Source organism: Micromonospora sp. NPDC050187 (assembly GCF_044459745.1).
Taxonomy (GTDB): domain Bacteria; phylum Actinomycetota; class Actinomycetes; order Mycobacteriales; family Micromonosporaceae; genus Micromonospora.
In genome coordinates this window covers 21,904-44,504 of sequence record NZ_JBITJH010000033.1, presented here as the reverse complement: position 1 = coordinate 44,504, position 22,601 = coordinate 21,904, and the positions used below count along the sequence as shown (strand labels likewise).

Genomic DNA, 22,601 nt, shown 5'->3' with positions numbered 1-22,601 from the left:
TGATCGCTCCATCAGTGGATCTCCGTCACTCTCCGCACTGTAACGAAAGGGTAAATGTGACTTGCGTCTCTGTCCTGTGTTACATCTCGTGGGGCAGAATCTTTCCCATCAGAGCGTGGGCGGCGGGTGCCGGGGAGGGCCCCGCCGCTCATTGCGTCCGGACCCCTTCGGAGCTGCCTTAACCATCGATAAGGCATGCTGTGCCGAACGTCGTCGCCCTCACCTAAGGGGCCGGGATGTGGTTCGGTCGCTACTACGAGGAGTTCGCGGTCGGCGCGGTGTACCGGCACTGGCCCGGCAAGACCGTCACCGAGTACGACGACCACCTCTTCTGCCTGCTCACCATGAACCACACCCGCTGCACACGGACGCGCACTACGCGGAGACCGCGAGCCAGTTCGGGCGGAACGCATCGCCAACCTCGAGGTCGAGTCACTGCGGCACGTCGCTCCCACCTTCCACGGCGACACCATCTACGGCGAGACCACCGTGCTCGACAAGCGTGAGTCGACGTCCCGGCCCGACCGGGGTGTGGTCTCGGTGGAGACCCGGGGCTACAAGCAGGACGACGCCCTGGTCTGCGTCTTCCGCCGCCGGGTGATGATCCCCAAGCGGGAGTACGCGCTGGCAGCCGTCCCGGAGGGCGTCGACCCGGAGTGACCCAGCTTCCCCGAGCCCCGCTGACCCGGGCCGGGCGCCGGGTTCGCGCCGTAACGGGGAGGTCCGGCGTCCGGTCGCCCGGTGGCCGGCATATGCTGGCGCCGGAGGTTCCCATGAGCCACTCCCTCGCCGGAGAGCCGCCCGCCGCCGGCCGTCGCGCCGCACCGCTGACCACCGCCGTCTACTCCGCCGCCGAGTGGGACCTGCTCACCGGACTGCCCGGTCGGGTCGTGGCCGTGGCCGCCGCCCCGGCCGCCGGCCGACCGAACCGTGGCGTCGCCGCCGGGCTCGCGGGCCTGGAGGCGGTGGCCGCCGGACGGGCCTTCGACAGCGACCTGGTGCGCGCGGTGGTCGCCACCATCTACGCCCGGCACGACGAACCCACCCCTCCCGCTCGGGCCGGTTGGGGGCGTCGCCGCCGTGGATCCGCCCCGACCGACCCGGTGGAACTGCTCGCCGACTGCCGGGCGGCCACCCGGGTGCTCCGCCGTCGGGCCGACCCGGCCGACTCGGCGGTGTACCGGCAGTGGGTGCAGTCGATCGCGGCCCGGGTCTGCCGGGCGGACCCCGGCGGGTGCCCGCTCGGCCCGGTCGACCAGCGTCTCCTGGACCGGCTGGGAGTGGCGTTGGGTCTGCGCTGAGGCGACGGGCGGGCACCGTACGCTGTGCCAGCGTGACCGGTGACCAGCTCGACGTCGGCGTGGGACCGTGGCCCGGGGATCCACCCGACGACCCCCGCTACGACCCGGAGCTGCTCGCCGAGGGCGACCGGCGCAACGTGGTCGACCGGTACCGCTACTGGCGGCGGGAGGCCGTGGTCGAGGATCTGGACCGCCGCCGGCACGACTTCCACGTGGCGATCGAGAACTGGCAGCACGACTTCAACATCGGCACCGTGGTGCGCAACGCCAACGCCTTCCTCGCCGCCGAGGTGCACATCGTCGGGCGGCGGCGCTGGAACCGGCGCGGCGCCATGGTCACCGACCGCTACCAGCACGTCCGCCACCACGAGACGATCGAGGAGTTCGTCGCCTGGGCGGCCGGGCGGGACCTGCCCGTCGTCGGCATCGACAACCTGCCGGGGTCCTGTCCGCTGGAGACCACCACGCTGCCCCGGCGCTGCGTGCTGCTCTTCGGCCAGGAGGGACCCGGCCTCTCCGAGGCGGCCCGCGCCGCCTGCGACCAGCTCTTCTCGATCGCCCAGTACGGCTCGACCCGGTCGATCAACGCCGGGGTGGCCAGCGGCGTCGCCATGCACGCCTGGATCCGGGAGCACGCCGGCCCGCCCCCGGCCTGACCTGTGCTTTCTCCGTCCGTTACCAGGTGACGGGCCGGACGTGACCGAAAAGGCCGCTCCGCTTGACGGGGTGACGATCCGGGGTGACCGTGTGGATATGAGTGTTTCGGTGAGCTGTCCGCGGTGTGGCGGACCGGTACGGGGGCCGGACCTGATGCACACCGAGTCGCGTTGTCTGGCCTGCGGGCCCGTCCCCCCGCTGCACGTCCCGGAGCACATCGGCCCGGAGATCGTGTCGAGCGTGGTGGAACGGATCATGGCCGGTCCGGCCGGGGAGGCCCCGGCGGTCCCGCTCTGGTCCCCGTGGCCGCTGCCGCCCGGCTGGACCGTGACCGGGGTCGGCTGGGCCGGCGACGACCGCACCGGGGTCCGCGCCACCGTGGTCGCCTGCGCCGGTCCCGCCCCGCTCGGTGGTGGCCCCGCCGACGTGGTCTTCGTCGCCGAGGAGCCCGGCGTGGGGCTCGGCACCCGACTCGCCGGCACACCCGGTCCGGATCCGGGACCCCGGCTGACCGAGGCGCTGGCCGATCCCGGCCCGGGGCACCCCGGGCACGTCGCCACCGCGAAGATCCGGGTGGGGGGCCATCCCACTCCACTGTGGCTTGTCGATTCCTCGACAGATCGAAGCGCGTACGCCGGAGAGGCTCGGGGAATGTGGCTCCATGCGATAGCCTGGCCGGCGAGCGCGGGTTACCTCCTCGCGGAAGACGTCGTCCTCCACGACCTGACCGAGTGGACTCCGCCCGAGCTCGTGTACGGTGCGCCCTCTCCGTACCTGCACGGGAAGGCTTGACAAGCAGTGAGGCTTGACAAGTCTCCCGGAATGCCGGAGAACTGACGCAGTATTCACCGTACGACACCTGACTGATACTCTGGGTGCCGCTGCGGTATGGGACCCGGCACCGCGCGAGAGGATGGGCCCGTCATGGTCAAGAAGGTCCTCACCTGGGCCGGAGTCGCGTTCTTGATTTTCTTCATCGCGTTCCAGCCAAACTCCGCCGCTGACGTCTTCAAGTCGCTCGGCGGGGGCATCATGGACATTGCGCAGGGCTTCGGCGACTTCTTCACCAACCTCTTCGCCTAGCCAGCGATGGGAAGCCCCTCCGGCCTGCCCCCCGACCCCGACGATCCCGACCGGGAGCGCCGGGAGCGCGACACGGAGCCCATCCCCCGGTATCGCGCGGACGACGACCCGCCGCCGGGCTACGGCCCGGAGCGCGGCGAGCGCTCCTCCTATCCGGACGACCTCGGCTACCCGGTCGACGGGCCGCCCTATCCGGACGACGCCCGCTCGGGCCGCACCTGGGTCCGCGATCCGGAGGCCGAGTACCAGCCGCCGGTCTTCTCCGACGACGAGCTGGCCGGTCTCCGGGCGGACGCCGCCGGCTCGGCGCCGCGCCGGGTGCTGCCCCTGGAGGACGAGCCCAGCTCGCTGGTGGCCCGTTACCTCTTCCCCACCGAGCGGTACCGCGGTGAGTGGAAACGGCACTGGATCCACCTCACCACGCCGATCCTGATCGGGGTGGCCGCGACCTTCGTCCTCGGCTACCTCTCCGGCGCGCTCGCCAACCGGAACATCGGCCCGCTGACCACCATCGCCGTGCTGCTCTGGTTCGCGGTCATGGGCTGGGTCGCGTGGAAGGTCGCGGACTGGTGGTACGACCGCTTCATCCTGACCAACAAGCGGGTCATGGTGGTCAACGGGATCATCACCCGTAAGGTCGCGATGATGCCGCTGGCCCGGGTCACCGACATGAAGTACGAGCAGACCCCGACCGGCCGGGCTCTCAACTACGGCACCTTCGTGCTGGAGTCCGCCGGCCAGGACCAGGCACTCCGCGAGATCAAGAACCTGCCCAACCCGAACGAGCTCTACCTGCGCGTCGTCGAGGAGATGTACGAACCGCAGGCGGTCGAGGCGCGGTTGGGCAAGGAGGCCGACGAGGCGAAGGCGGACGACGGGGCGTAGGTTTTCGTCCGAACATCGGAGGAACACGCACCTATTTGCCGTCGACCCGGCTCTCCGGGCATGGCAGCCTGCCACCTACAGGGGCGGGAGGTGAGCGGTGACCGACAGGGACAGCCTCGAGGAGGAGTTCCGCGAGTTCGTCGCGGCCCGTTCCGGTGCCCTGCTGCGTACCGCCTACCTGCTCGCCGGGGACTGGGCCACCGCCGAGGACCTGCTCCAGACCGCGCTGACCAAGACCTACCTGGCCTGGAAGCGCAACGGCGGGATCGACGCCGTGGAGCCGTACGCCCGGCGGGTGCTGGTGAACACCTCGACGAGCTGGTGGCGACGCCGCTGGCACGGTGAACGCCCCACCGAGGTGCTCCCCGAACGGGCCGCCACCGACGAGATCGAGCAGCAGCTCGACCGGGACCTGCTCTGGCGGCACCTGCGTGCCCTGCCGGTCCGGCAGCGGGCGGTGCTGGTGCTGCGCTACTACGAGGACCTCTCCGAGGCGCAGACGGCGGCACTGCTCGGCATCTCCGTCGGCACGGTGAAGAGCCAGACCTCGCGGGCCCTGAACACGCTGCGCCGCCGGCTCGGCACCGAGGAAGCTCTCGACCTGTCCGCCCGGGCGGCCACCCCGGACGACACCGGGGCACCCGCCGGGCCGCCCGCCTCGGCGGCACGGGCCCGCGCGGTGCCGCGTACCCCGGTACGGCCGGTGGCACCGCGACCCGCCGCCGGCACCGGGGCCGGCGCGGATCCCGGCGTCGAGTCCCGGCCGGTCCCCGCGCCGGCCCGGCCGCCGGTGCTCGCCACCCGGCTTCCCGCGTCGACCGGGGAACACCGGTGAACCGCCCCGACAACCCGCACGGCGGTCCGCAGCGTCCATTCCGTGTGGCGCGGGAGGACCTGGAGCAGGCGTTGCGGGAGACCCTGGCCCGGCAGGTCAGTGCGCCCCGGCCGCTCGCCGTCGACCCGGCCGGTCAGGCGGTACGCCGTGCCGAGCGACTGCAACGGCGACGGACCCTGACCGGGGTGGCCCTGGCCGCCGTCGCGACCGTGGCGGTCAGCACCGGCATGGCGCAGCTGGACACCGACACCGCGCGGTACACCAGCCCGACCGTGGTGCTCGGCGACCCGACCGGGCCACCCGCCACGTCGACCGTGCCAGCGGTGCGCCTCGACGGGCCGGTCTTCGCGGGGCTGTCGCTGGTCGCCGGCTCCACCCTGGTCGTCGACGGCCAGGGAACGGACCTCGGTGGGATCGGTCCGGTCGAGCGGGGGCTGCGCACCGGGGAGGGCTGGCTGTTCGTCGGCACCCCCGGGGCGGCCGGGCGGACGGTCTGGGCGTTGGCGGGCAACGGCACCTCGCGGGTGCTGCTCGCCGGGGCGGACGCGGTGGCCGTGGACCCGACCGGCCGGCGTCTCGCCTGGCGGGACGGGACCGAACTCCTCGTCGCGTCGATCGTCAACGGTCAACTGCTGCTCCCGGGGCTGCGGACCCCGGCCCCCGAGTCGGCCGCGCCGGTCGGTTTCGTCGGTGACGACATCCTGGTCCGGGTGCGCCCGGACCGGGCCGGCTTCGCCCTCTGGCGGGCCGACGGCAGCCCCTTCCAGGCCGGCGCGGACCGCTCCGTCCTCGACGTCTACGGCCAACTGCCGGACGGACGGCTGGTCGCCCGGGTCACCGCGTCGCCCCGGCCGTGCCTGGCCCTGCTCGACCCGGCCCGCGCCCTGGCCGTCTCGGCCACCGGCTGCGCGGTGCCCGCGATCGGGGACGGGCCGGGGTCGGTCTCCCCGGACGGGCGGTGGCTGCTGGTGAACGCCGCCACGGGCAGCCGGTCCGCCGACGCCACCGCCCTGCTGGTCGACCTCGCCAAGGCCTTCGGCACCCAGCCGGTGGCCCGTCCCGTGGGGCCGGCGGTGGCCGGCCCGGCGGCCTGGCCGGAGGCCGAGGTCGCCTACCCGGCGGTCGACGGGACGCTGGTGCGGTTCGAGCTCGACCGGAACCCGGTGCGGGTTACGGCGGCGCTGGTGCCGGGACTGCCGGCGGGCCAGCGCCCCGCGCTGGTCACCGCAGCGGCCCGCTGACCGCCGCCCGCCGCACCGCAGCCGGTAGCGTCCGGACCGTGACCCCGCGACCCTCGTCCGCCCCGCCCCGGATCGACCTGCACACCCACTCCACGGCCAGCGACGGCACGCTGACCCCGGCCGAGCTGGTGCGGGCCGCCGCCGACGCCGGACTCGACGTGGTGGCGATCACCGATCACGACACCACCGCCGGGTGGGAGCCCGCACTGCGGGCCCTGCCGTCGGGACTCACGCTCGTCCGGGGCGCGGAGATCTCCTGCCTCTGGAACGGCGTGCGCCCGGGCGTGTCGCTGCACCTGCTCGCGTACCTCTTCGATCCGGACTCCCCGGCGCTCGCCGCCGAGCTGGCCCGGGTCCGGGCCGCCCGCGAGATCCGTGGGCAGCGCATCGTCGAGCTGCTGCGGGCCGACGGGGTAGAGCTGGACTGGACGGAGATCCACACGGCCGCGGCCGGCGGCTCGATCGGCCGCCCGCACATCGCGGCGGCACTGATCCGGGCCGGGCTGGTGGCGACCACCACCGAGGCGTTCGGCCCGCAGTGGCTGGGCTGGCGGTACCGGGTCCCCAAGGACGACATCGACGTCTTCCGGGCGGTGGAGCTGGTCCGGGCGGCCGGCGGCGTGCCGGTCTTCGCCCACCCCCGGGCCAGCCGGCGGGGCCGGATCGTGCCGGACGAGCTGATCGTCGAGCTGGCCGAGGCGGGCCTGGCCGGTCTGGAGGCCGACCACGAGGACCACTCGCCGGCCGAACGGGAGCACGTCCGGGCCCTCGCCGACCGGCTCGGGCTGATCGTGACCGGCTCGTCGGACTTCCACGGCACGCACAAGACCGTCCGGCTCGGCGCCCACACCACCGGCCCGCAGGCGTACGAGCGGATCGTCGCGCAGGCCGGCGGGGTGGGCCCGGTCGTTTCGGACTGACCCCTCTGCGGCCCGCCCGGGGCGTCGCTACGGTGATCGAATGGACGCCAAGCTGTTCGGAGAGGTCTTCGTGACCCTGCTGGTCATCACCGACCCGCCGGGCATGATGCCGATCTTCCTCGCGCTCACCGGCCCGATGTCGGCGCGGGACCGCAACCGGGCGGCCTGGCAGGCGGTGGCGCTGGCCCTCGGCGTGATCGTGGTCTTCGCGGTGGCCGGGCAGACCCTCCTCGACTACCTGCACGTGGACCTGCCGGCCCTCCAGGCCGCCGGTGGGCTGCTGCTGGTGCTGGTCGCTCTGGAACTGCTCACCGGCAAGGCGGACGACCCCAGCCAGCAGTCCACCTCGAACATCGCCCTCGTGCCGCTGGGCACCCCGCTGCTGGCCGGCCCGGGTGCCATCGTCGCGACGATGCTCTTCGTGCAGCAGGCGGAGGGCGCCTCCGACGTCAGCGCCATCGCGGCGGCCATCGTCGCGGTGATGATCACCGTCTGGATCGTGCTCCGCTTCTCCGGCGGGATCGTCAAGGTGCTCCGCCCCGGCGGGATCGAGGTGCTCACCCGGATCGCCGGTCTGCTGCTGGCCGCGATCGCCGTCCAGCTCATCGCGGACGCGATCGCCGCGTTCGTGACGCAGTACGCCAATCTGGCCTGACTCGCCGGGTTACCCGACTGTCGTACCGGGATGGCAGGATCGCGGGGTGCGACGTTCCCCAGCCGACCGGCCCGGCCGCGCCGCCGGAGGCCGTGCCCCCCGCCCCCGTGCCGGTGAGCCCGAGCAGCTCGGCTTCGCCGGCATGCCGGAGCGGCTCTTCGTCTGCACACCGAGCAAACTCGGGGCGTACGCCGACTGCCCCCGGCGCTACCGCTACTCCTACGTCGACCGTCCTGCCCCGCCGAAGGGGCCGCCGTGGGCGCACAACTCCCTCGGCGCGAGCGTGCACACCGCCCTGAAGAACTGGTATGCGCTGCCCGCCGACCGGCGTCGCCCGGAGGCGCTGGCCGCCCTACTCAAGGGCACCTGGGTCCGCGACGGCTACCGCGACGACGAGCAGGAACGGACCGCCTACCGCCGGGCGCTGTCCTGGCTGGAGGCGTACGTCGACACCCTCGACCCCGCCGACGAGCCGGTCGGGGTGGAACGGACGGTGGCGGCGAAGACCGCCGTGCTGGCGCTCAACGGCCGCGCCGACCGGATCGACTCCCGTCCCGGCCCGGACGGCCCCGAGCTGGTCATCGTCGACTACAAGACCGGCCGCGCCGGGCAGGACCCCGACGACGCCCGGGGCTCCCAGGCGCTGGCCCTCTACGCGTACGCCGCCGAGCGGGTGTTCCGCCGGCCGTGCCACCGGGTCGAGCTGCACCACCTGCCGACCGGCACGGTCGCCGCGCACGACCACACCCCCGAGTCCCTGGCCCGACAGGTCGGCCGGGCCGAGGACACCGCGCGGGACATCATGGCCGCCGAGCGGGCCGTCGCCGACGGGACCGAGCCCGACGAGGCGTTCCCCACCCTCCCCGGCACGCACTGCGGCTGGTGCGACTACCGGCGGACCTGCCCGGACGGGGCACGGGTCCCCGGTCGGGAGCCGTGGTCCGCCGTGGAACGTCTCACCGAGGCCGCCCCCGGGGACTGACCTGGCGGAAGCCGCTCCCGGAGACCAGCCCGACGGGACGCGGGCGTCACCGGGTTCCTCAGCGCGGCAGGGCCGGGGCGGCGAGCCGGGCGGCGCGGGCCTTGGCGGCCTGCTGGATCGGGCCCTCGCGGTAGCGCTGCGGCACGGCGGCCAGTGCCAGGCGCAACCCCCGCAGGCCCACCTCGGCGGAGAGGGCGGTGGTGGGCAGTCCGAGACCGCCGTAGAGCCGTCGGGCCCAGCCGGGCAGCAGACCCAGCGCCGTACCGGCGACGCCGAAGTAGGCCCAGCGGGGCGGACCGAGGGTGAGGCCGAGCCGTACCGGCAGGCTGAACCTCCCGGGCAGCGGCGGGGCGGTGAGGAACAGCGCGGTCTCCGCCGCCTCCCGGGTCATCCGCAGCTCCGGGCGGATCCGCCGGTAGTACCCCGCCACCTCGGCGGCGGTGCCGGGGACGGTGTCCGGGTCCAGCCCGACCAGGGCCGCCGCGCGGCGCTGCTCGGTGTAGTAGCCGTCCACCTCGGCGTCGGTCAACGGCAGCCCGCCCCGTCGGGCGGTGGTGACGAACGACTCGACCTCGGTGACGTGCACCCAGCGGAGCAGGTCCGGCTCGTCGACCCGGAACCGCTCCCCGGTGACCGGGTCGACCGCCCGGAGCCGGGCGTGCAGGGCCCGCAGCCGGCGGCCGGCCGCCTCCGCCTCGGCGGTGGTGCCGTAGATCGTGGTCGCCACGTAGGTGGAGGTGCGCAGCAGCCGTCCCCACGCGTCGCGGCGGTAGTTGCTGTTCTGCGCCACCCCGGCCATCGCCCGGGGGTGCAGGGCCTGGAGGTAGAGCGCCCGCAGGCCGGCCACGAGCAGGACGGGTTCCTCGTGCACCTTCCAGGTCACCGAGGCGGGACCGAAGAGGCCGAGGTCATCGGATTCCACCGATCAAGAGTGCCACGCCCGGGGACGTGTCGCGCCCCCTGCGGGTCAGACGTCGGCGCGGCGGCGGGCCTGGCAGGCGGGGCAGAGCCCCCAGAAGGTCACCTCGGCCTCGTCGACCTCGAAGCCGTGGGCGGTGTTCGGATCGAGGCAGGGGGCGCTGCCCACGGCGCAGTCGATGTCGGCGATCTCGCCGCAGCCCCGGCAGACCACGTGGTGGTGGTTGTCCCCGGCCCGTGCCTCGAACCGGGCGGGACTGCCGGCCGGCTCGATCCGGCGGGACAGACCGGCCCGGGAGAGCGCGCCGAGGACGTCGTAGACCGCCTGGGTGGAGACCGAGTCCAGCCGCTCGCGGACCCGCCGGGTGACCTCCTCGACCTCGAGGTGCCCGCCGGCGGCGAGGACGTCCAGGACGGCGAGCCGGGGTCGGGTGACCCGCAGGCCCTTCGACCTGAGCAGCTCCTCGGCACGGGACATGGATCCATCACAGCACGCCGCCCGGGGGGCGACGACCGGCCTCCAGGGACACGTGGCCCCGGCCACAGCCCAGGTCATTACCGGTGGCGCTGAACCGGATCCGGCCGGAGTGCGTGTGTTCGGGCGGGACCCGGGTGCGACGTACGCTGGCGGGGCGCGGAACCATCGGAGGTGGCGGGTGTTCGAGAAGGTCGCTGGGTTGCCGGGACACGTCTTGGTCGTGCACGCCGTCGTGGTGTTCGTGCCGTTGCTGGCGCTGCTGGCCGTCGCCTACGGGGCGCTGCCCCGGTGGCGTGACCGCCTCGGCTGGGCGGTGGCGGCGCTGGCCGTGGTGACGCCCGTGGTCGCCTGGGTGGCGACCGAGTCCGGCGAGGCGTTCGAGCGGGTGCTCCGGGACGGCGGTTACCCGCCGGAGATCCTCTCCCAGGTCGAGACTCATGCCGCGTACGGCGACCGGCTGCTCTGGACCACCGTGGCGCTGGCCGTCGCGGCGATCGCGTTGCTGCTGGCGACGAGCGGCCGGGCCCGTGCCCGCGCGCTGCCGTCCTGGCTGCCGGTGGTGCTGACGGTCGTGGTGGTCGGCCTGGCCGTGCTCGCGACGATCTACGTCTACCTGACCGGCGAGACGGGCGCCCGGGCGGTCTGGGACGGCGTGGTCTGACCGGAGTCGGCGTCCGGGCCGGCCCCGGGCTCGACCGGTCGCACCCGGACCGGCGCGGGCTCGACCTGTCGCAACGGGCGCGGCCGGGCTCGACCTGTCGCACCGGGCACGGTCGGGTTGGACCTGTCGCGCCGGGTGCCGCTCAGAACAGCACCCGCGAGCAGATCAGGCAGATCACCCCCAGCAGCACCACCCCGGCCACCGCTCCCACCACCTGGGTGACCCGTTGGGCCCGCTGCTCGGCGGCGTCCAGCGCGTCCGCGTCCTGCGACGGGAGCCGGCGCGGCGGCGGAGCTTGCAGGTGCAGCGGGGGACGCCAACCCGGCGGGGGCGCGGTGGTGGGCGGGGGACCGGCGTAACCGCCGGCCGGCGGGGTGGCCGGCGGCGGGGGCGGTGGTGGCGTGGGCTCGCCGTCCGGCGGCCGACGCCAGTAGTCGTCCTCGGAACCTTGGGGCGTCGTCACGCCGTCCGACGCTACCGGGAGCCGGCACGCGGCACCGGGACGCGGCTCGCGCAGACGACCGTGGCGGTCGCCCGCCCGGCACCGGGCCGATCCGCGCTCGGCTACGCTCTTTGCTCGTGAGCACGGAGGATCGGCTGCCGCACACGCCCGGCGACGACGACCGCGTCGTCGACCTGGGCGACGACTTCGTGGTGCTTCCCGAGCAGACCACCGACGACACCGACCGGGGCTGGGGTGAGTCAAGCGGCGACAACGACGACCGGTTGCTCGCCGAGCGCCCGCCGCACTGGGACTGACACCCGGGCGGGCTGCGGTCAGCCGCGCACGATGACCGCGAACCGGCTGCCCTCCGGTTGCCCGACCACCCGTTCCGCCTGCGGCGGCGCGAGCGCCAGGTAGAGCGCGGACGAGCCGTCCAGGTCACCCGCGCCGACCACGTCGAGGACCAGTGCCCGGGAGGCGAGCAGGACGGTCGTGGCCGGACCGGCGGCGGGCAGCGCCAGCAGGTCCACGCGGCTTCCCGGCCGGACGACGGCGAGGGCGGCCGGCTCGGCCAGGCGCACCGGCACCCCGACCGTGCCGCCGGGCAGCGGAAGCGCCCCACCGGCCCGGTCACCGGCCCCTCCGTCGGCCGCCGCCGGTGGCGGGCCGGTCGGTGCGGAGGAGGCCGGGGCGGGACCGGCCGGGGCGGAGGCCGTCCCGGCGGGAGCCGCACCGGGGGCCGGACCGCAGCCGGGCGGGGCGTACAGGACGGTGGCGGCCAGACCGAGGAGCGTGGCGACGAGCCCCGCCCGCAGCAGCGGGCCCGCACCGGGCCGGCCCCGCCACCGGACCGGACGTAGTGACCGTTCGCCGACCGTACGGCCGAAGCCCATGCCCGCCTCCCTCACCCGTGGTGACGGCGTCGGGGCGGTCCGTTGGCCCTGGCCCCGGTCGACGCCGGATCGACGCGCGGAAACGCGTCGGGTCAGCAGGCTAGGCGGTGGGAAACGGCGACGCGGGCCGCCTGTGGACGACCCGCGTGCCTGTGGATGACGCCCGGCGGCGGAGTGGATCTGCTATGGCAGGGCCACCGCTGCGGGGACGGTCAGGAGGAGGAGCTGGCGGCGGGGGCCTTGGTCGCCGACGAGCCGCCCGAGGAACTGCCCGACGAGCCGCCGGAGCCGTTGCCGCCGGCCGTCGAAGAGGACGACGACGAGGACGACGAGGAGCCGGAGTCGCCGCCGGACGACCCGTTCGACGACGAGTCGGACTTGCCCGCCTTGCCACCGGTCAGCGAGTCCGCACCCGAGGAGCGCGAGTCGGTGCGGTAGAAGCCGGAGCCCTTGAAGACGATGCCGACCGAGTTGAACAGCTTGCGCAGCCGACCCGCACACGCCGGGCACTCGGTGAGCGGCTCGTCAGAGAAGGACTGCACCGCCTCGAGCTGGTGGCCGCACGCGGTGCAGGCGTACTGGTACGTGGGCACGTTCTCCTCCGGATCTGGCACGGCCTGTTGGCACTCGACCTATTCGAGTGCCAATGGTGCGTCATCCGACCCGGGTTCGTCCAGCCGGTGTGGTCAAGCCGTGGTCAACTCCCGCAACCCGCCGGTCGGCGTGACCACCGCCCGGACCGGCCGGTCGTGCGGCTCGGCGGGCAGCCGGTCGACCAGCTCACCGTCGTGCAGCAGGGCGACCGTCGGAGTCCCGGCGGACACCCGGGCCAGCGCCCGGTCGTACGATCCGCCGCCCCGGCCGAGGCGGATCCCGCGCCGGTCCACCGCCAGCGCCGGCACGACCACCAGCTCCGCGCCGGCCACCGCCGCCCGCCCCAGCCGGGGACCGGCCGGCTCCCGCATCCCCCGGCCCGCCGCGACCAGGCCGCCCGGGCCGGTGTACCCGGCCCAGTCCAGGTCCAGGTCGTCGCGGAGCACCGGCAGCAGCAGCTCCGCCCCCGGGGGAAGCGCCGCGCGCAGCACCTCCGGCAGGTCGCCGCCCGGCTCGGAGCCCACCGGCACGTACCCGGTGATCCGGCGCGGGCGCAGCCGGCGTACCAGATCGACCAGCGCGACCCCGACGGCGGTCGCGGCGGTGGCGCGCTCGGCGACGCCCAGGGCCCGGCGGCGCGCGAGCAGGTCAGCGCGGGTCTGCCGCTTCGTCCCGGGGGTCGCTTCCGCTTCATCAGAAAAATCCGTCACGCAACACTCCTGACGCAACGCTCATCCAACGGTGCCGCTGTGTCAGCATCGCAGCATCGGGCGTGGGACTTCCAGGGGGAAGAGTGACGCTACGCGGACGGTTGACCGCAGCCTTCCTCACGGTGGTGCTCGGTCCGGTCCTGCTCGGGGCGTTCTTCGTCGGCACCACCCTGGCCACGGTCGACCAGCGGCGCTCCGCCGAACGGCTCGAACTGGCCGTCGGGGCCGTCCGGACCTCCGTCGACGCCCTCTGCCAGCAACTGCGTGCCGCCGCCGACGCGGTCGCGCTCAGCGGCGCGGACCCGGTCGGCCGGGCCGGCGCCGCCACCCAGGTGGTCGGCCGGGGACTCGCCGCCGCCGTCCTGGTAACCGACGTGGCCGGGCGCACCGCCTACACCACGCCCGGCGCGCCGGAGCGTCCCTGGCTGGACTGCGCAGGCACCCGCCGGCTCGACGGCCCGGTCCGGGCGCTCACCGCCGAGGTGGAGCTGCGCGACCGCGCCGGGGCCGTGCTGGGCCGGGTCGCCGCCGCCCAGCTCGTCGACCCCGGATTCGTGGCCCGGCTCGCCGCGGTCACCGGGGTCGAGGTCACCCTTCTCACCGGCGACGCCGGCATCGGGCAGACCACCGAGGCGAGCGGGGCACGCGACGAGGTGCTGGCCGCCGCCGCCCCGGTCGGCGACGACCGAATCACCGGCACCGGGGACGGGCGGTACGTCCGCCGCGCCGGACCGGCCCCCGGCCAGCCGCTGCCCCTGCTCCTCTCCGTTCCCGGCGACCAGTCACCGGGCCTGCACGCCGCCCTGGTCGCCGCGGTGCTGCTCGCCGGGCTCCTCGCCGTGCTCGCCGCCGCGCGGCTGGCCCGGGTGACCACCCGGCCGCTGGCCGAGCTGGCCCACGCCGTCGAGCGGGTCGCCCGGGGCGACCTGACCGCCCGGGTGCCGGTGCGCAGCTCCGACGAGATCGGCCGGCTGGCCGGCACGTTCAACCGGATGACCCGGGAGACCCAGTCCTACGTGGCCGCCCTGACCAGGAGCCGGGACCAGATGCGCGGCCACCTCGCGGTGCTCGGCGACACCCTCGCCAGCACCCACGACCTGGACCGCATCCTCCGGGTCATCCTGCACAGCGCGATCGCGGCGACCGGCGCGCGGACCGGCACGGTGCTGCTCGTGGAGGAGGACGGCGTCCTCGTCGGGCGGTGCGCGACCGGTCCGGACGGCGACGACGTCCCGGAGCCGGCCGCCCTGCGGGTGCCGGTCGGCAGTGGCGTCGTGGGGACGGTGGCGGCCACCGGCGAGCCCCGGCGGGGGCGGGTCGAACCGGGCGACGGGCCGCCCGGCGGGGCGGACGGCCGGACGTACGTGGCGGTGCCCTTCGCCGCTCCCGGTGCGACGGCCGACGTCCCCTGGCGGTCCGCTCCCCCCGGCGAGGCCGCTCCCGGCACGCTCGGCGTGCTGGTCCTCTACGACCGGCTCGGCGCGGACGGGTTCGACGACCACGACCTGGTGACCCTGCGGACGTTCGCCGGGCACGCGGCGGTGGCAGTGGAGAACGTCCGGGTGCACGAGGAGGCGCAACGGCTCTCGCTGACCGACCCGCTTACCGGGCTCTGGAACTACCGCTACCTGCGCGAGTCGATCCGCCGGGAGGTGGAACGGGCCAGCCGCTTCGGCCGGATGCTCAGCGTCCTCGCCCTGGACCTGGACCTGTTCAAGAAGGTCAACGACACGTACGGGCACGCCGTCGGCGACGCCGTGCTGGTCGAGTTCGCCCGCCGGGTGCGCGGCGAGATCCGTGAGGTGGACCTCGCCTTCCGGCAGGGCGGCGAGGAGTTCGTGCTGCTGCTGCCGGAGACCGACGCCCGGGGTGCGGCGATCGTGGCGGAACGGCTGGGGGCGGTGGTCCGGGACGGTCCGTTCGAGGCCGAGTCGCACTCGGGCGTGCCGGCGGCCGCGCCGGTGCGGATCGCGGTGACCGTGTCGGTGGGCATCGCCGTCTACCCCGACCACGGCAGCACCGCGCAGCAGGTGCTCGACGCCGCCGACGACGCCCTGTACGCGGCGAAGGCGGCCGGCCGGGACACCTACCGGGTCGCCCCGGTGCCGGTCCGCCCCACCGCCGAGGAGATCACGGTCCGGGCGGCGGCGGTCCCGCCGGAGGACGGGATGCCCCGCGCCGGTGCCGGTGGAGGCGCGCGTCACGCCGCCGACGGCGGCGCGTCTTCCGGGCCACACCCGCCACGGCAGAGCCGTGGCCGATAGTCTCGCGACATGTCGGAGCAACCAGCGAATCCTTCAACGGCGCCCACCTCGACCGGCCGCCGGAGGGCGGTCAAGGCCGTCATCCCGGCCGCCGGTCTGGCCACCCGCTTCCTGCCTGCGACGAAGGCGGTGCCCAAGGAGCTGCTGCCGGTGGTCGACCGGCCGGTGTTGCAGTACATCGTCGAGGAGGCCACCGCAGCCGGGATCGGCGACGTCCTGCTGATCACCGGCCGGGGCAAGACCTCGATGGTCGACCACTTCGACCGCCGCCCCGACCTGGAGACGCGGCTGGAGGAGAAGGGCGACGCCGAGCGGCTGGCCGCCGTCCGCCGCCCGAGCGAGCTGGCCGAGATCTACACCTGCCGGCAGCCCGAGCAGCTCGGCCTCGGCCACGCCGTCGGGTACGCCGAGTCCCACGTCGGCGACCAGCCCTTCGCGGTGCTCCTCGGCGACGAGTTCGTCAAGCCGTCCGAGCCGCTGCTGCCGGCCATGTTGGAGCTCCAGGCCCGCACCGGCGGCATCGTGCTCGCCTTCTTCGAGGTCGATCCGGCCGAGACCAAGCGGTACGGCATCGCCTCGGTGGAGCCGGCCGAGGCGGAGCTGACCGACATCGGCGAGGTCGTCCGGGTCACCGGAATGGTGGAGAAGCCGAAGCCGGAGGAGGCCCCGAGCAACCTCGCCGTCCTCGGCCGGTACGTCCTGCCCGGCACGATCTTCGACGCGATCCGCCGGACCGGGCCGGGCAGCGGCGGGGAGATCCAGCTCACCGACGCGATGGAGCTGCTGCGAAGCGAGGGCACACCGGTGCACGCCATCGTCTACCGGGGCACCCGCTACGACACCGGCATGCCCCTGGGCTACCTCCAGACCGTCGTGCAGATCGCCTGCGAACGGGAGGACCTGGGCGACGAGTTCCGCAAGTGGCTGGGGGAGTTCGTGGCCTCCGACGCGTCGGGCGGTCCTAGTACATGACCGCGACGGCCGACGCCGAGGCGGCCGCGAACGAGTTGACGCCGCTCGCCGACTACCTGGGCAGCGTGCTGCGCAGGTTACGCGCGCTGCCTCCGCTCGACCTCGACCTCACCCAGGCGTACGGCAACGTCCTCGCCGAGGACGTCGTCGCGCCGCACTCGTACCCGGCCTTCGACCAGGCTGCGGTCGACGGGTACGCGGCCCGCTGGGAGGACATCGGATCCGGTGCGGGCCGGGGCGTCGGGTACGCCCCGGGGCGCGCCGGATCGCCGAGCGGCCGTACGGTCCGGCTGAACGTGGTCGGTGACCTCGGCGCGGCCAGTTGGCGGCCGGTCCGGCTCACCCCGGGTTCGTGCTTCTCGGTGGCGGCCGGCGCGCCGCTGCCGTCCGGCGCGGACGTGGTGGTGCCGGTGGAGTGGACCGACCAGGGCATGGCCGCCGTCGAGATCTTCCGCGTCCCCAAGCGCGGGTACGGGGTCCGCCGGGCCGGTGAGGAACTGCCCGCCGGCACGCTGCTCGCGCGCGCCGGCACGTACGTCTCCCCGGCCCTGGTCGCGGTCCTCGCCGCCACCGGCCTCGGGCACGTGGTGGTGCGGCCGAGCCCCCGGGTGGTCATCGTGGCCACCGGCGACGAGCTGGTCGACGTGGGCCGGGGCAGCCAGCCGGGGCAGGTGGTGGACGCCAACTCGCACGCGCTGACCGCCGCCGCCGCCGAGGTGGGCGCGCTGGCGTACCGGGTGGGTATCTGCGACGACGACCCGGAGGCGCTGCGCGGCCTGCTGGAGGACCAGACGCTGCGGGCCGATCTGATCATCACCACCGGCGGCACCGGCACCGGGCCGGGCGACATGGTCCGCCGGATCCTCACCCGCCGGGAGGGCGGCCGGGCCGGACCGGTCACCTTCACCGAGGTCGCCCTTTATCCCGGCACGGCCCTCGGATTCGGTACGGTCGGGGCCGAGGAGGTGCCGGTGGTCTGTCTGCCCGGAGAGCCCGGTTCCGCGATGATCGGCTTCGAGGTGCTGGCCCGTCCCGCGATCAACCTGCTCGCCGGGGCGGAACCGGTGTTCCGGCCGAGCGTCCGCGCCCACCTGCTGGAGACCATCACGTCCCCCGGCGGGCTGCGGGAGTTCCGCCCCGCGCACGTGGCCGAGCGGCGCGGCGGCGGCTACACCGTCCAGCCGCTGCCGGGCGGCCCGTTCACCCTCTCCGGACTGGCCGAGGCGAACGGCCTGATGGTGCTCGGCGAGCGGGTCACCACCGCCGCGGCCGGCTCCACGGTGGACGTGCTGCTGCTGGACCGTCGCCGGTGAGCGTGGACGGTGGGTCTTCGGAAGTGGCCGTGGACGGGGGACCCGCCAGCCGGACGGTCGTGAGCGGAGGGTGGACCGGGCGATGATCGGGATGCTGTTCGGCAACGCCCCCGGCTGGCCGGCTGTCCTCACCGACGGTCCGGTGACGCTGCGGCCGTACCGCCGCTCCGACGCGGCGGCCTGGTCGGAGGTGCGCCGGGCGAACCGGGACTGGCTGGCCCCCTGGGAGTCCTCGGTGCCCGGCCGCTGGAACGAGATGAACTCGCCCGCCGCATTCCGCTACGTCCACCGTGACCAGCGCCGGTCGGCGCGGGTCGGCGAGGGGATGCCGTTCGCGGTCTGCGTGCTCGAGGACGGGCGTGAGCGCCTGGTCGGGCACCTGAACATCGGCAACATCGTCCGGCGGGCGTTCTGCTCCGGCTACGTCGGCTACTGGGTGGACAGCCGGGTGGCGGGACGCGGGGTGATCCCCACCGCGATGGCGCTCGCTGTCGACCACGCCTTCGGCCCCGGCGGGCTGCACCGGGTCGAGGTGAACATCCGCCCGGAGAACGGGCCGTCGCGCCGGGTGGTGGAGAAACTCGGCTTCCGCGAGGAGGCGCACCACCAGCGGTACATGCACATCGACGGTGCGTGGCGCGACCACATCGGCTACGCGATGACCAGCGAGGAGGTGGCCGCCGAGGGCGGCCTGCTGGCCCGCTGGCACCGGATACGCGCCGCCGCCGGATGATCTGTCCCACCGTCGGTAATCCGGCGCGGCGCACAATCTTCCTGCTCGGTCGCCCGTAACCTCAAGTAACTGCAAGCTGTGGCAAGCGCTGCGGTGGCCGCATGATCGGCGGAACGGGCGATGTCCGGTCGAAGATCCTGCGGCCGGCGCGCGGATGCCCGAACTTCGGTGACGGGAGGGGTGAGGGTGCCGACCTCGGTGCTCCTCGCCGTCCTCGCCGCCGCCGGCCTGCTGGCTCTCGCCCCGGCACTCGTCCGCCGGTACGACGCCACCGAGCGGCTGGTGGCGGAGCGGGCGCAGTCGACGGCGCGGGTGCTCCAGCGCCGCCGGCGGCGCCGTACTGTGCCCGGACGACGTCCGGTGAACCCGTCCCGTTCCCTGGTGGTCACGCTTAGTCCGGACGGCGCCGGTGGGACCACCACTACCACCACCGCCCGCTCCGCGTCGAACGCCGGACCGGCCGCCGCCGGATCGCCCGCCACCGGCCCGGCCGCCGACCCCTCGGGTACGACGCCTGGCCGGGGATCCGGCCGCCGGTCCGGACGGCTGCGCGCCGTGCCCCCCGCCCCCGGACGCCCCCGCCGCCGCACGCCGCGCCGGCAGCACGCCCCGGTGGTCTACCGCCGCCGCCGGGTGCTCGCCGCGCTACTGCTGCTGAACTTCGTCGAGCTGATCGGCGTGGTCGTCGCCGGCCCCGGATTCTGGATCAGTGTCTCCGTCACCGGCACCCTGCTCGTGGCGTACGTCGTCCACCTGCGGGCGCGGGCGGTGGTCGAGCGTCGTCGGCGGCGGGCGCGGGCCCGGGAGGCGGCCTGGCTGGCCGCCCGACAGGCCGAGGTCCGCCGCGAGCAGGCCCGCCGGGCGGCGGCCCGCCGGGAGCAGCAGCGCCGCCTGGCGGCCCAGCGCGAGTCGGTACGGCGTACCGCCATGGGCCTGGACCGCCCCGACGACCTGCCGGCGGCGGCCAGCGGAGGCGGCTCGGTCTCCTACCGCCGCACCGGCGGCCTGCGGGGCCGCCCCTACCAGTCCCGCCGCTAGGGTCGCTGCGCGGATCGTGGTGGCCTTTTGGCTCGTCTGGGCTTTTCCTGCCCGGCGGGGCCGCTCCGGTCGTTGCCGGTGGTGCTCCGTGCCTTCCGCCGTGCTGGCCGACCGGAACCGGGAACGGCGCTGCTTGACGGCCCGGCGGCCGACGGGAGGGTGCGGCTGCTGGTGGCGCGGTGGCTGCCGGGTGCAGGCATGGCCGGAGGCGGGTATGCGTGGCCGGGTGTGCGTGGGCGGGTGTGCGTGGGCGGTTGTCTTGGGCGGTTGTCTTGGGCGGCGGGTGGTCGGGTAGGTCGCCCTTTGGAGCTGCCCGCACAGACGGGGCACCGGCCCGCGCTGGCCGTTGTCCTGGGACCGTGGTGACTTCCGGCCCTCTGGGGACGCTTCCCGCCACGGTTCCGTCCGGGAGGGGTGGGGCGATTCGCTCTCGGGGCGGGGAACCTGTTAGCCTTGTCGCCGGCCCGCCCGGTGAATGCCGGGTGGGACCGAAGCCGGTTCGCCGGCGGAGGGGCTGTGGCGCAGACCGGTAGCGCACCTCGTTCGCATCGAGGGGGTCAGGGGTTCAAATCCCCTCAGCTCCACCCACAACGTCAATGGCCAGCGGAAACGCTGGCCATTGATCATTGGGCACAGATCCGGCACAACTCAGCCCGGAAGCCTCACCCCAGAGCGGCTACCCGCAGCCTCCGAAGCGCCGTGCTGACGCCGGTTCTTCTTCGGCCACCAGTACACGTACGTCTCCAGCGTGATCCGCAGGCTGGAGTGCCGTAGGGCGTTCTGCACGTCGGTGGGGTCAGCACCCGATGTGATCAGGCGAGTTGCGAAGTAGTGCCGCAGGGAGTGGAACGTGCCTTCATCGGGCCACCCCGCCGCCCTGCGCCATCCACGCCACAGGTCCGACCAACGCTGATCATGAATCGGCTTGCCCTGTTCGTCGGTGAACAACAGCGGAACCGCCCGCCGCTTTGCCGGCTTCCCCGGATCGGGAGTTCCCGCCGTGATGTCGGGCAGCTCGACCAACGCGGGCGGGTACTTCCGGACGTGCTCCGCGAGCACCAACGCCACGTGGTCGTCTAGGTCCACATCACCGACCGAGCCAGCCTTAGGCGGAGCGAGGTAGAACCCGCCGTACTGGCTCTTGTGAAAGCGGAGCTGCTGAACCACATGCAGTTCCTGGCGAGGCCGGTCGACACACCGCACGCCGTCCTCCAAGCCGAGAACTTCACCCAGGCGCAGCCCTTCACCCGCGCCGCACCAGATGGCCGCCTGGTAACGGTCGGGCACGACGTCGACCAGAGCGAGCATGTCCTCATCGGTGGGAACCCACTTCGGTGCCCGAGAGAAGCCCCGCAGGATCGCCGACAGCCGCACCGCCTTGCACGGGTTGTCGGAGATGACCTTGTCTGCAACGGCGGCGTTCATGACAGCGTTAAGCAGATCGAAGTACGTCTCTGCCGAGGATTGCGCCACGTTGTTTCGCAGCAGGAGCGCCACCCATTCCAGCACGTCCGTGACCGTGAGTGCTCGCATCTGTCGCTTGCCAACGTGCGGGTAGAGGTGGTGCCGAAGGCGTGACTCCGTGTGGCGCTGGTAGTCGAGGGCTTGCCCGATCTGACGCGAGAGCCGCCACCGCTCGCCGTACTCACGGAAAGTCACCTGCCGTTCGGCCTGATCGACCTTGGTCTCTTCCGCGATGCCGGCGCGGGCGTCCAGGTCGAAGGCTTCCGCGTCGACCTTGCGCTCAAACAGCCTTTCGCGGGGTTCGCCAGCGGCGTCGGTGTAGCGCACCCGCCAGCGTTTGCCCCGGCCGACATGCTGGCGGCGGAGGGTCTTGTCGAGAAGCGGCAGGGAGTCGGTACCTGGGTGCGGCAGCGACCAGACGGCAGCGTAAAGAGCTGGGAGCGGGTAGACCCCTCCGAGGGGCGTCTAGTCCGAGGATCGATCTTGGGGCAGTGGCAGGCCAATGATTGGGTACTGCCAGTTCACCCGACTACGACATGTATCCGGCGGGAACTGTTGCTAGCGGTTGGCGGATGGATGGCGACGATATCCACCGAGGATACTGGAATGCTCGTCGCGGCTAACGCCCTTGCTGACGGATGGTTCATTTAGGAGCCGAGTCTTCTTTACCGGAAGCACAAAGCGCAGGTTACGGCTCAGCATTAACATGACGACATAGTGGAGCGGCAGAGGCGGCACGAATTTGTCGTTGCAAGGGTCAACGCTCTTGTTTCTTACCTCAGCCCGGGATTGCCGCAATAGGTGGTTACCCGTGCGTGCCCGTCGGATGCCTTCATGCCGGCGGGCACTTTGCTTGTTCCTGCCAACCATGGCCGGAGCGTAGTGTGTTCAGACTTTCTTTACTTGGTCAAGGGCGGGCAGCAAGCGGCCCGCCGCCGTGTCGCGCCGGGGCGCGCGTGCGGCCTGGCGGCCGGTCACGCCCCGGCGCACGGCGCAGCAGGAGTTGGAACCGACCGCCGCCGGAGCGCAGCGCCGAGAATGTCCCGCAAGGCTCGCCCGGCAAGCCCCAAGCATGGGGGCGGTGTCCGCCGGGGGCAGGGCCCGTGACACGAGAGCCAACTGGCAGGTTCTCGACTGCAGAACGCGCAGTGTCGTCACGGCTGAGGGATCGCGGTGGGAAGAGTCGTGCTGTGTACGAAGACAGTCTCGTAAGTTGCTCCAACCTCGTGATTGATCCACCACCTGGCTGCCTCATCCGGGTTAAGCCAAACTCTGCTTCCTGGCGGGACGGAAAGTTGCCCCTCGATCGTTGAACCGACGGCTACGCCGTAACCCACGGTCTTGCAGCTTGGGTACATCTGCTCCAGAAGGGGGCCGTAGTACCAGAGGCTGGTCTCGCAGCCCATAAACGCTTCTCTGTCAGTGATCCGCACACTTAAGACAGGGCCAAGGTCACTGTAGCACCCTGCTGTTCCGTATTCTGCTCCGTCAATTGTGCTGGAGAATCGCCATGCTATCCCCTTTTGGGCCTCGACCGTAACGCAGTTGTTCAGGTAGAC

General features: G+C 73.5%; 24 protein-coding genes, 1 tRNA gene and 1 pseudogene. 19 read left to right on the top strand and 7 right to left on the bottom strand.

Annotated elements, in window-relative coordinates:
* The first annotated feature begins 236 nt into the window (after positions 1-236).
* The 11 genes and pseudogenes from ACIBJE_RS29675 to ACIBJE_RS29625 all read left to right on the top strand — a co-directional run bounded on the left by ACIBJE_RS29675 (position 237) and on the right by ACIBJE_RS29625 (position 8,559).
* A pseudogene (locus ACIBJE_RS29675) lies at positions 237-660 on the top strand (MaoC family dehydratase).
* A 92-nt stretch (positions 661-752) separates the two neighbouring features.
* Positions 753-1,301: a hypothetical protein gene (locus ACIBJE_RS29670; RefSeq protein ID WP_396753579.1), complete on the top strand. Its 549-nt coding sequence runs from the start codon at positions 753-755 to the stop codon at positions 1,299-1,301.
* 32 nt (positions 1,302-1,333) lie between these two features.
* Positions 1,334-1,957: a TrmH family RNA methyltransferase gene (locus ACIBJE_RS29665; RefSeq protein ID WP_396753578.1), complete on the top strand. Its 624-nt coding sequence runs from the start codon at positions 1,334-1,336 to the stop codon at positions 1,955-1,957.
* A 109-nt stretch (positions 1,958-2,066) separates the two neighbouring features.
* Positions 2,067-2,750, top strand: coding sequence for a DUF6758 family protein (locus ACIBJE_RS29660; protein WP_396753577.1), 684 nt, complete (start codon positions 2,067-2,069; stop codon positions 2,748-2,750).
* Between the two features lie 132 nt (positions 2,751-2,882).
* Positions 2,883-3,041, top strand: coding sequence for a hypothetical protein (locus tag ACIBJE_RS29655; protein ID WP_170107933.1), 159 nt, complete (start codon positions 2,883-2,885; stop codon positions 3,039-3,041).
* Positions 3,042-3,047: 6 nt separating this feature from the next.
* Entirely contained in the window at positions 3,048-3,926 is an 879-nt protein-coding gene (locus ACIBJE_RS29650; protein WP_396753576.1) for a PH domain-containing protein, read from the top strand.
* Between the two features lie 97 nt (positions 3,927-4,023).
* Positions 4,024-4,761 carry a SigE family RNA polymerase sigma factor gene (locus tag ACIBJE_RS29645; protein WP_396753575.1) on the top strand — a complete coding sequence of 246 codons (738 nt, stop codon included), beginning with the start codon at positions 4,024-4,026 and terminating at the stop codon, positions 4,759-4,761.
* Complete coding sequence (locus ACIBJE_RS29640; RefSeq protein WP_396753574.1) at positions 4,758-6,002, top strand: hypothetical protein; 1,245 nt, start codon at positions 4,758-4,760, stop codon at positions 6,000-6,002. Before ACIBJE_RS29645 ends, ACIBJE_RS29640 begins: the two co-directional genes overlap by 4 nt.
* 38 nt (positions 6,003-6,040) lie before the next feature.
* Positions 6,041-6,922: a PHP domain-containing protein gene (locus ACIBJE_RS29635; protein WP_396753573.1), complete on the top strand. Its 882-nt coding sequence runs from the start codon at positions 6,041-6,043 to the stop codon at positions 6,920-6,922.
* A gap of 40 nt (positions 6,923-6,962) precedes the next feature.
* Positions 6,963-7,577: a MarC family protein gene (locus ACIBJE_RS29630; protein ID WP_358050222.1), complete on the top strand. Its 615-nt coding sequence runs from the start codon at positions 6,963-6,965 to the stop codon at positions 7,575-7,577.
* Between the two features lie 142 nt (positions 7,578-7,719).
* Positions 7,720-8,559, top strand: a complete 840-nt coding sequence (locus ACIBJE_RS29625; RefSeq protein ID WP_396753585.1) for a RecB family exonuclease — start codon at positions 7,720-7,722, stop codon at positions 8,557-8,559.
* Positions 8,560-8,617: 58 nt separating this feature from the next.
* Here the strand turns inward: ACIBJE_RS29625 and ACIBJE_RS29620 are convergent, their stop codons facing one another.
* Both ACIBJE_RS29620 and ACIBJE_RS29615 read right to left on the bottom strand, forming a co-directional pair.
* Complete coding sequence (locus tag ACIBJE_RS29620; protein WP_396753572.1) at positions 8,618-9,481, bottom strand: oxygenase MpaB family protein; 864 nt, start codon at positions 9,479-9,481, stop codon at positions 8,618-8,620.
* 45 nt (positions 9,482-9,526) lie between these two features.
* The gene (locus ACIBJE_RS29615) at positions 9,527-9,955 is read right to left on the bottom strand and encodes a Fur family transcriptional regulator (protein ID WP_396753571.1); all 429 of its coding nucleotides are present in this window, start codon (positions 9,953-9,955) and stop codon (positions 9,527-9,529) included.
* A gap of 178 nt (positions 9,956-10,133) precedes the next feature.
* Between ACIBJE_RS29615 and ACIBJE_RS29610 the strand changes: the two genes are divergently transcribed.
* Complete coding sequence (locus ACIBJE_RS29610; protein WP_396753570.1) at positions 10,134-10,616, top strand: DUF2231 domain-containing protein; 483 nt, start codon at positions 10,134-10,136, stop codon at positions 10,614-10,616.
* A 142-nt stretch (positions 10,617-10,758) separates the two neighbouring features.
* On the opposite strand, the gene ACIBJE_RS29605 is transcribed toward ACIBJE_RS29610, so the two are convergent.
* Positions 10,759-11,079: a hypothetical protein gene (locus tag ACIBJE_RS29605; RefSeq protein WP_396753569.1), complete on the bottom strand. Its 321-nt coding sequence runs from the start codon at positions 11,077-11,079 to the stop codon at positions 10,759-10,761.
* A gap of 116 nt (positions 11,080-11,195) precedes the next feature.
* Between ACIBJE_RS29605 and ACIBJE_RS29600 the strand changes: the two genes are divergently transcribed.
* Positions 11,196-11,375 (top strand): hypothetical protein, encoded by a 180-nt coding sequence (locus ACIBJE_RS29600; protein WP_396753568.1) that lies wholly within the window; start codon positions 11,196-11,198, stop codon positions 11,373-11,375.
* Between the two features lie 18 nt (positions 11,376-11,393).
* Here the strand turns inward: ACIBJE_RS29600 and ACIBJE_RS29595 are convergent, their stop codons facing one another.
* The 3 genes from ACIBJE_RS29595 to ACIBJE_RS29585 form a co-directional block, all read right to left on the bottom strand.
* A complete protein-coding gene (locus tag ACIBJE_RS29595; protein ID WP_396753567.1) occupies positions 11,394-11,954 on the bottom strand; it encodes a flagellar biosynthesis protein FlgA in 561 nt (186 codons plus the stop codon).
* 212 nt (positions 11,955-12,166) lie between these two features.
* Positions 12,167-12,568: an FmdB family zinc ribbon protein gene (locus ACIBJE_RS29590; RefSeq protein WP_396753566.1), complete on the bottom strand. Its 402-nt coding sequence runs from the start codon at positions 12,566-12,568 to the stop codon at positions 12,167-12,169.
* 72 nt (positions 12,569-12,640) lie between these two features.
* Positions 12,641-13,258 (bottom strand): 5-formyltetrahydrofolate cyclo-ligase, encoded by a 618-nt coding sequence (locus ACIBJE_RS29585; RefSeq protein WP_396753565.1) that lies wholly within the window; start codon positions 13,256-13,258, stop codon positions 12,641-12,643.
* Between the two features lie 83 nt (positions 13,259-13,341).
* On the opposite strand from ACIBJE_RS29585, the gene ACIBJE_RS29580 reads away from it, so the two are divergent.
* From ACIBJE_RS29580 to ACIBJE_RS29555, 6 genes are all read left to right on the top strand, one after another.
* Positions 13,342-15,522, top strand: a complete 2,181-nt coding sequence (locus ACIBJE_RS29580) for a diguanylate cyclase (protein ID WP_396753564.1) — start codon at positions 13,342-13,344, stop codon at positions 15,520-15,522.
* A 9-nt stretch (positions 15,523-15,531) separates the two neighbouring features.
* Positions 15,532-16,494, top strand: coding sequence for a UTP--glucose-1-phosphate uridylyltransferase (locus tag ACIBJE_RS29575; RefSeq protein WP_396753563.1), 963 nt, complete (start codon positions 15,532-15,534; stop codon positions 16,492-16,494).
* Complete coding sequence (gene glp / locus ACIBJE_RS29570; protein ID WP_396753562.1) at positions 16,491-17,807, top strand: gephyrin-like molybdotransferase Glp; 1,317 nt, start codon at positions 16,491-16,493, stop codon at positions 17,805-17,807. The genes ACIBJE_RS29575 and glp overlap by 4 nt, the downstream gene beginning before the upstream one ends.
* A 91-nt stretch (positions 17,808-17,898) precedes the next feature.
* Complete coding sequence (locus ACIBJE_RS29565) at positions 17,899-18,540, top strand: GNAT family N-acetyltransferase (protein WP_396753584.1); 642 nt, start codon at positions 17,899-17,901, stop codon at positions 18,538-18,540.
* A 180-nt stretch (positions 18,541-18,720) separates the two neighbouring features.
* A complete protein-coding gene (locus ACIBJE_RS29560; RefSeq protein ID WP_396753561.1) occupies positions 18,721-19,578 on the top strand; it encodes a hypothetical protein in 858 nt (285 codons plus the stop codon).
* Positions 19,579-20,088: 510 nt separating this feature from the next.
* Positions 20,089-20,162: transfer RNA gene (locus ACIBJE_RS29555), tRNA-Ala, on the top strand.
* Between the two features lie 64 nt (positions 20,163-20,226).
* Here ACIBJE_RS29555 and ACIBJE_RS29550 read toward each other — a convergent pair.
* Positions 20,227-21,369, bottom strand: coding sequence for a tyrosine-type recombinase/integrase (locus tag ACIBJE_RS29550; protein WP_396753560.1), 1,143 nt, complete (start codon positions 21,367-21,369; stop codon positions 20,227-20,229).
* Positions 21,370-22,601 lie beyond the last annotated feature (1,232 nt).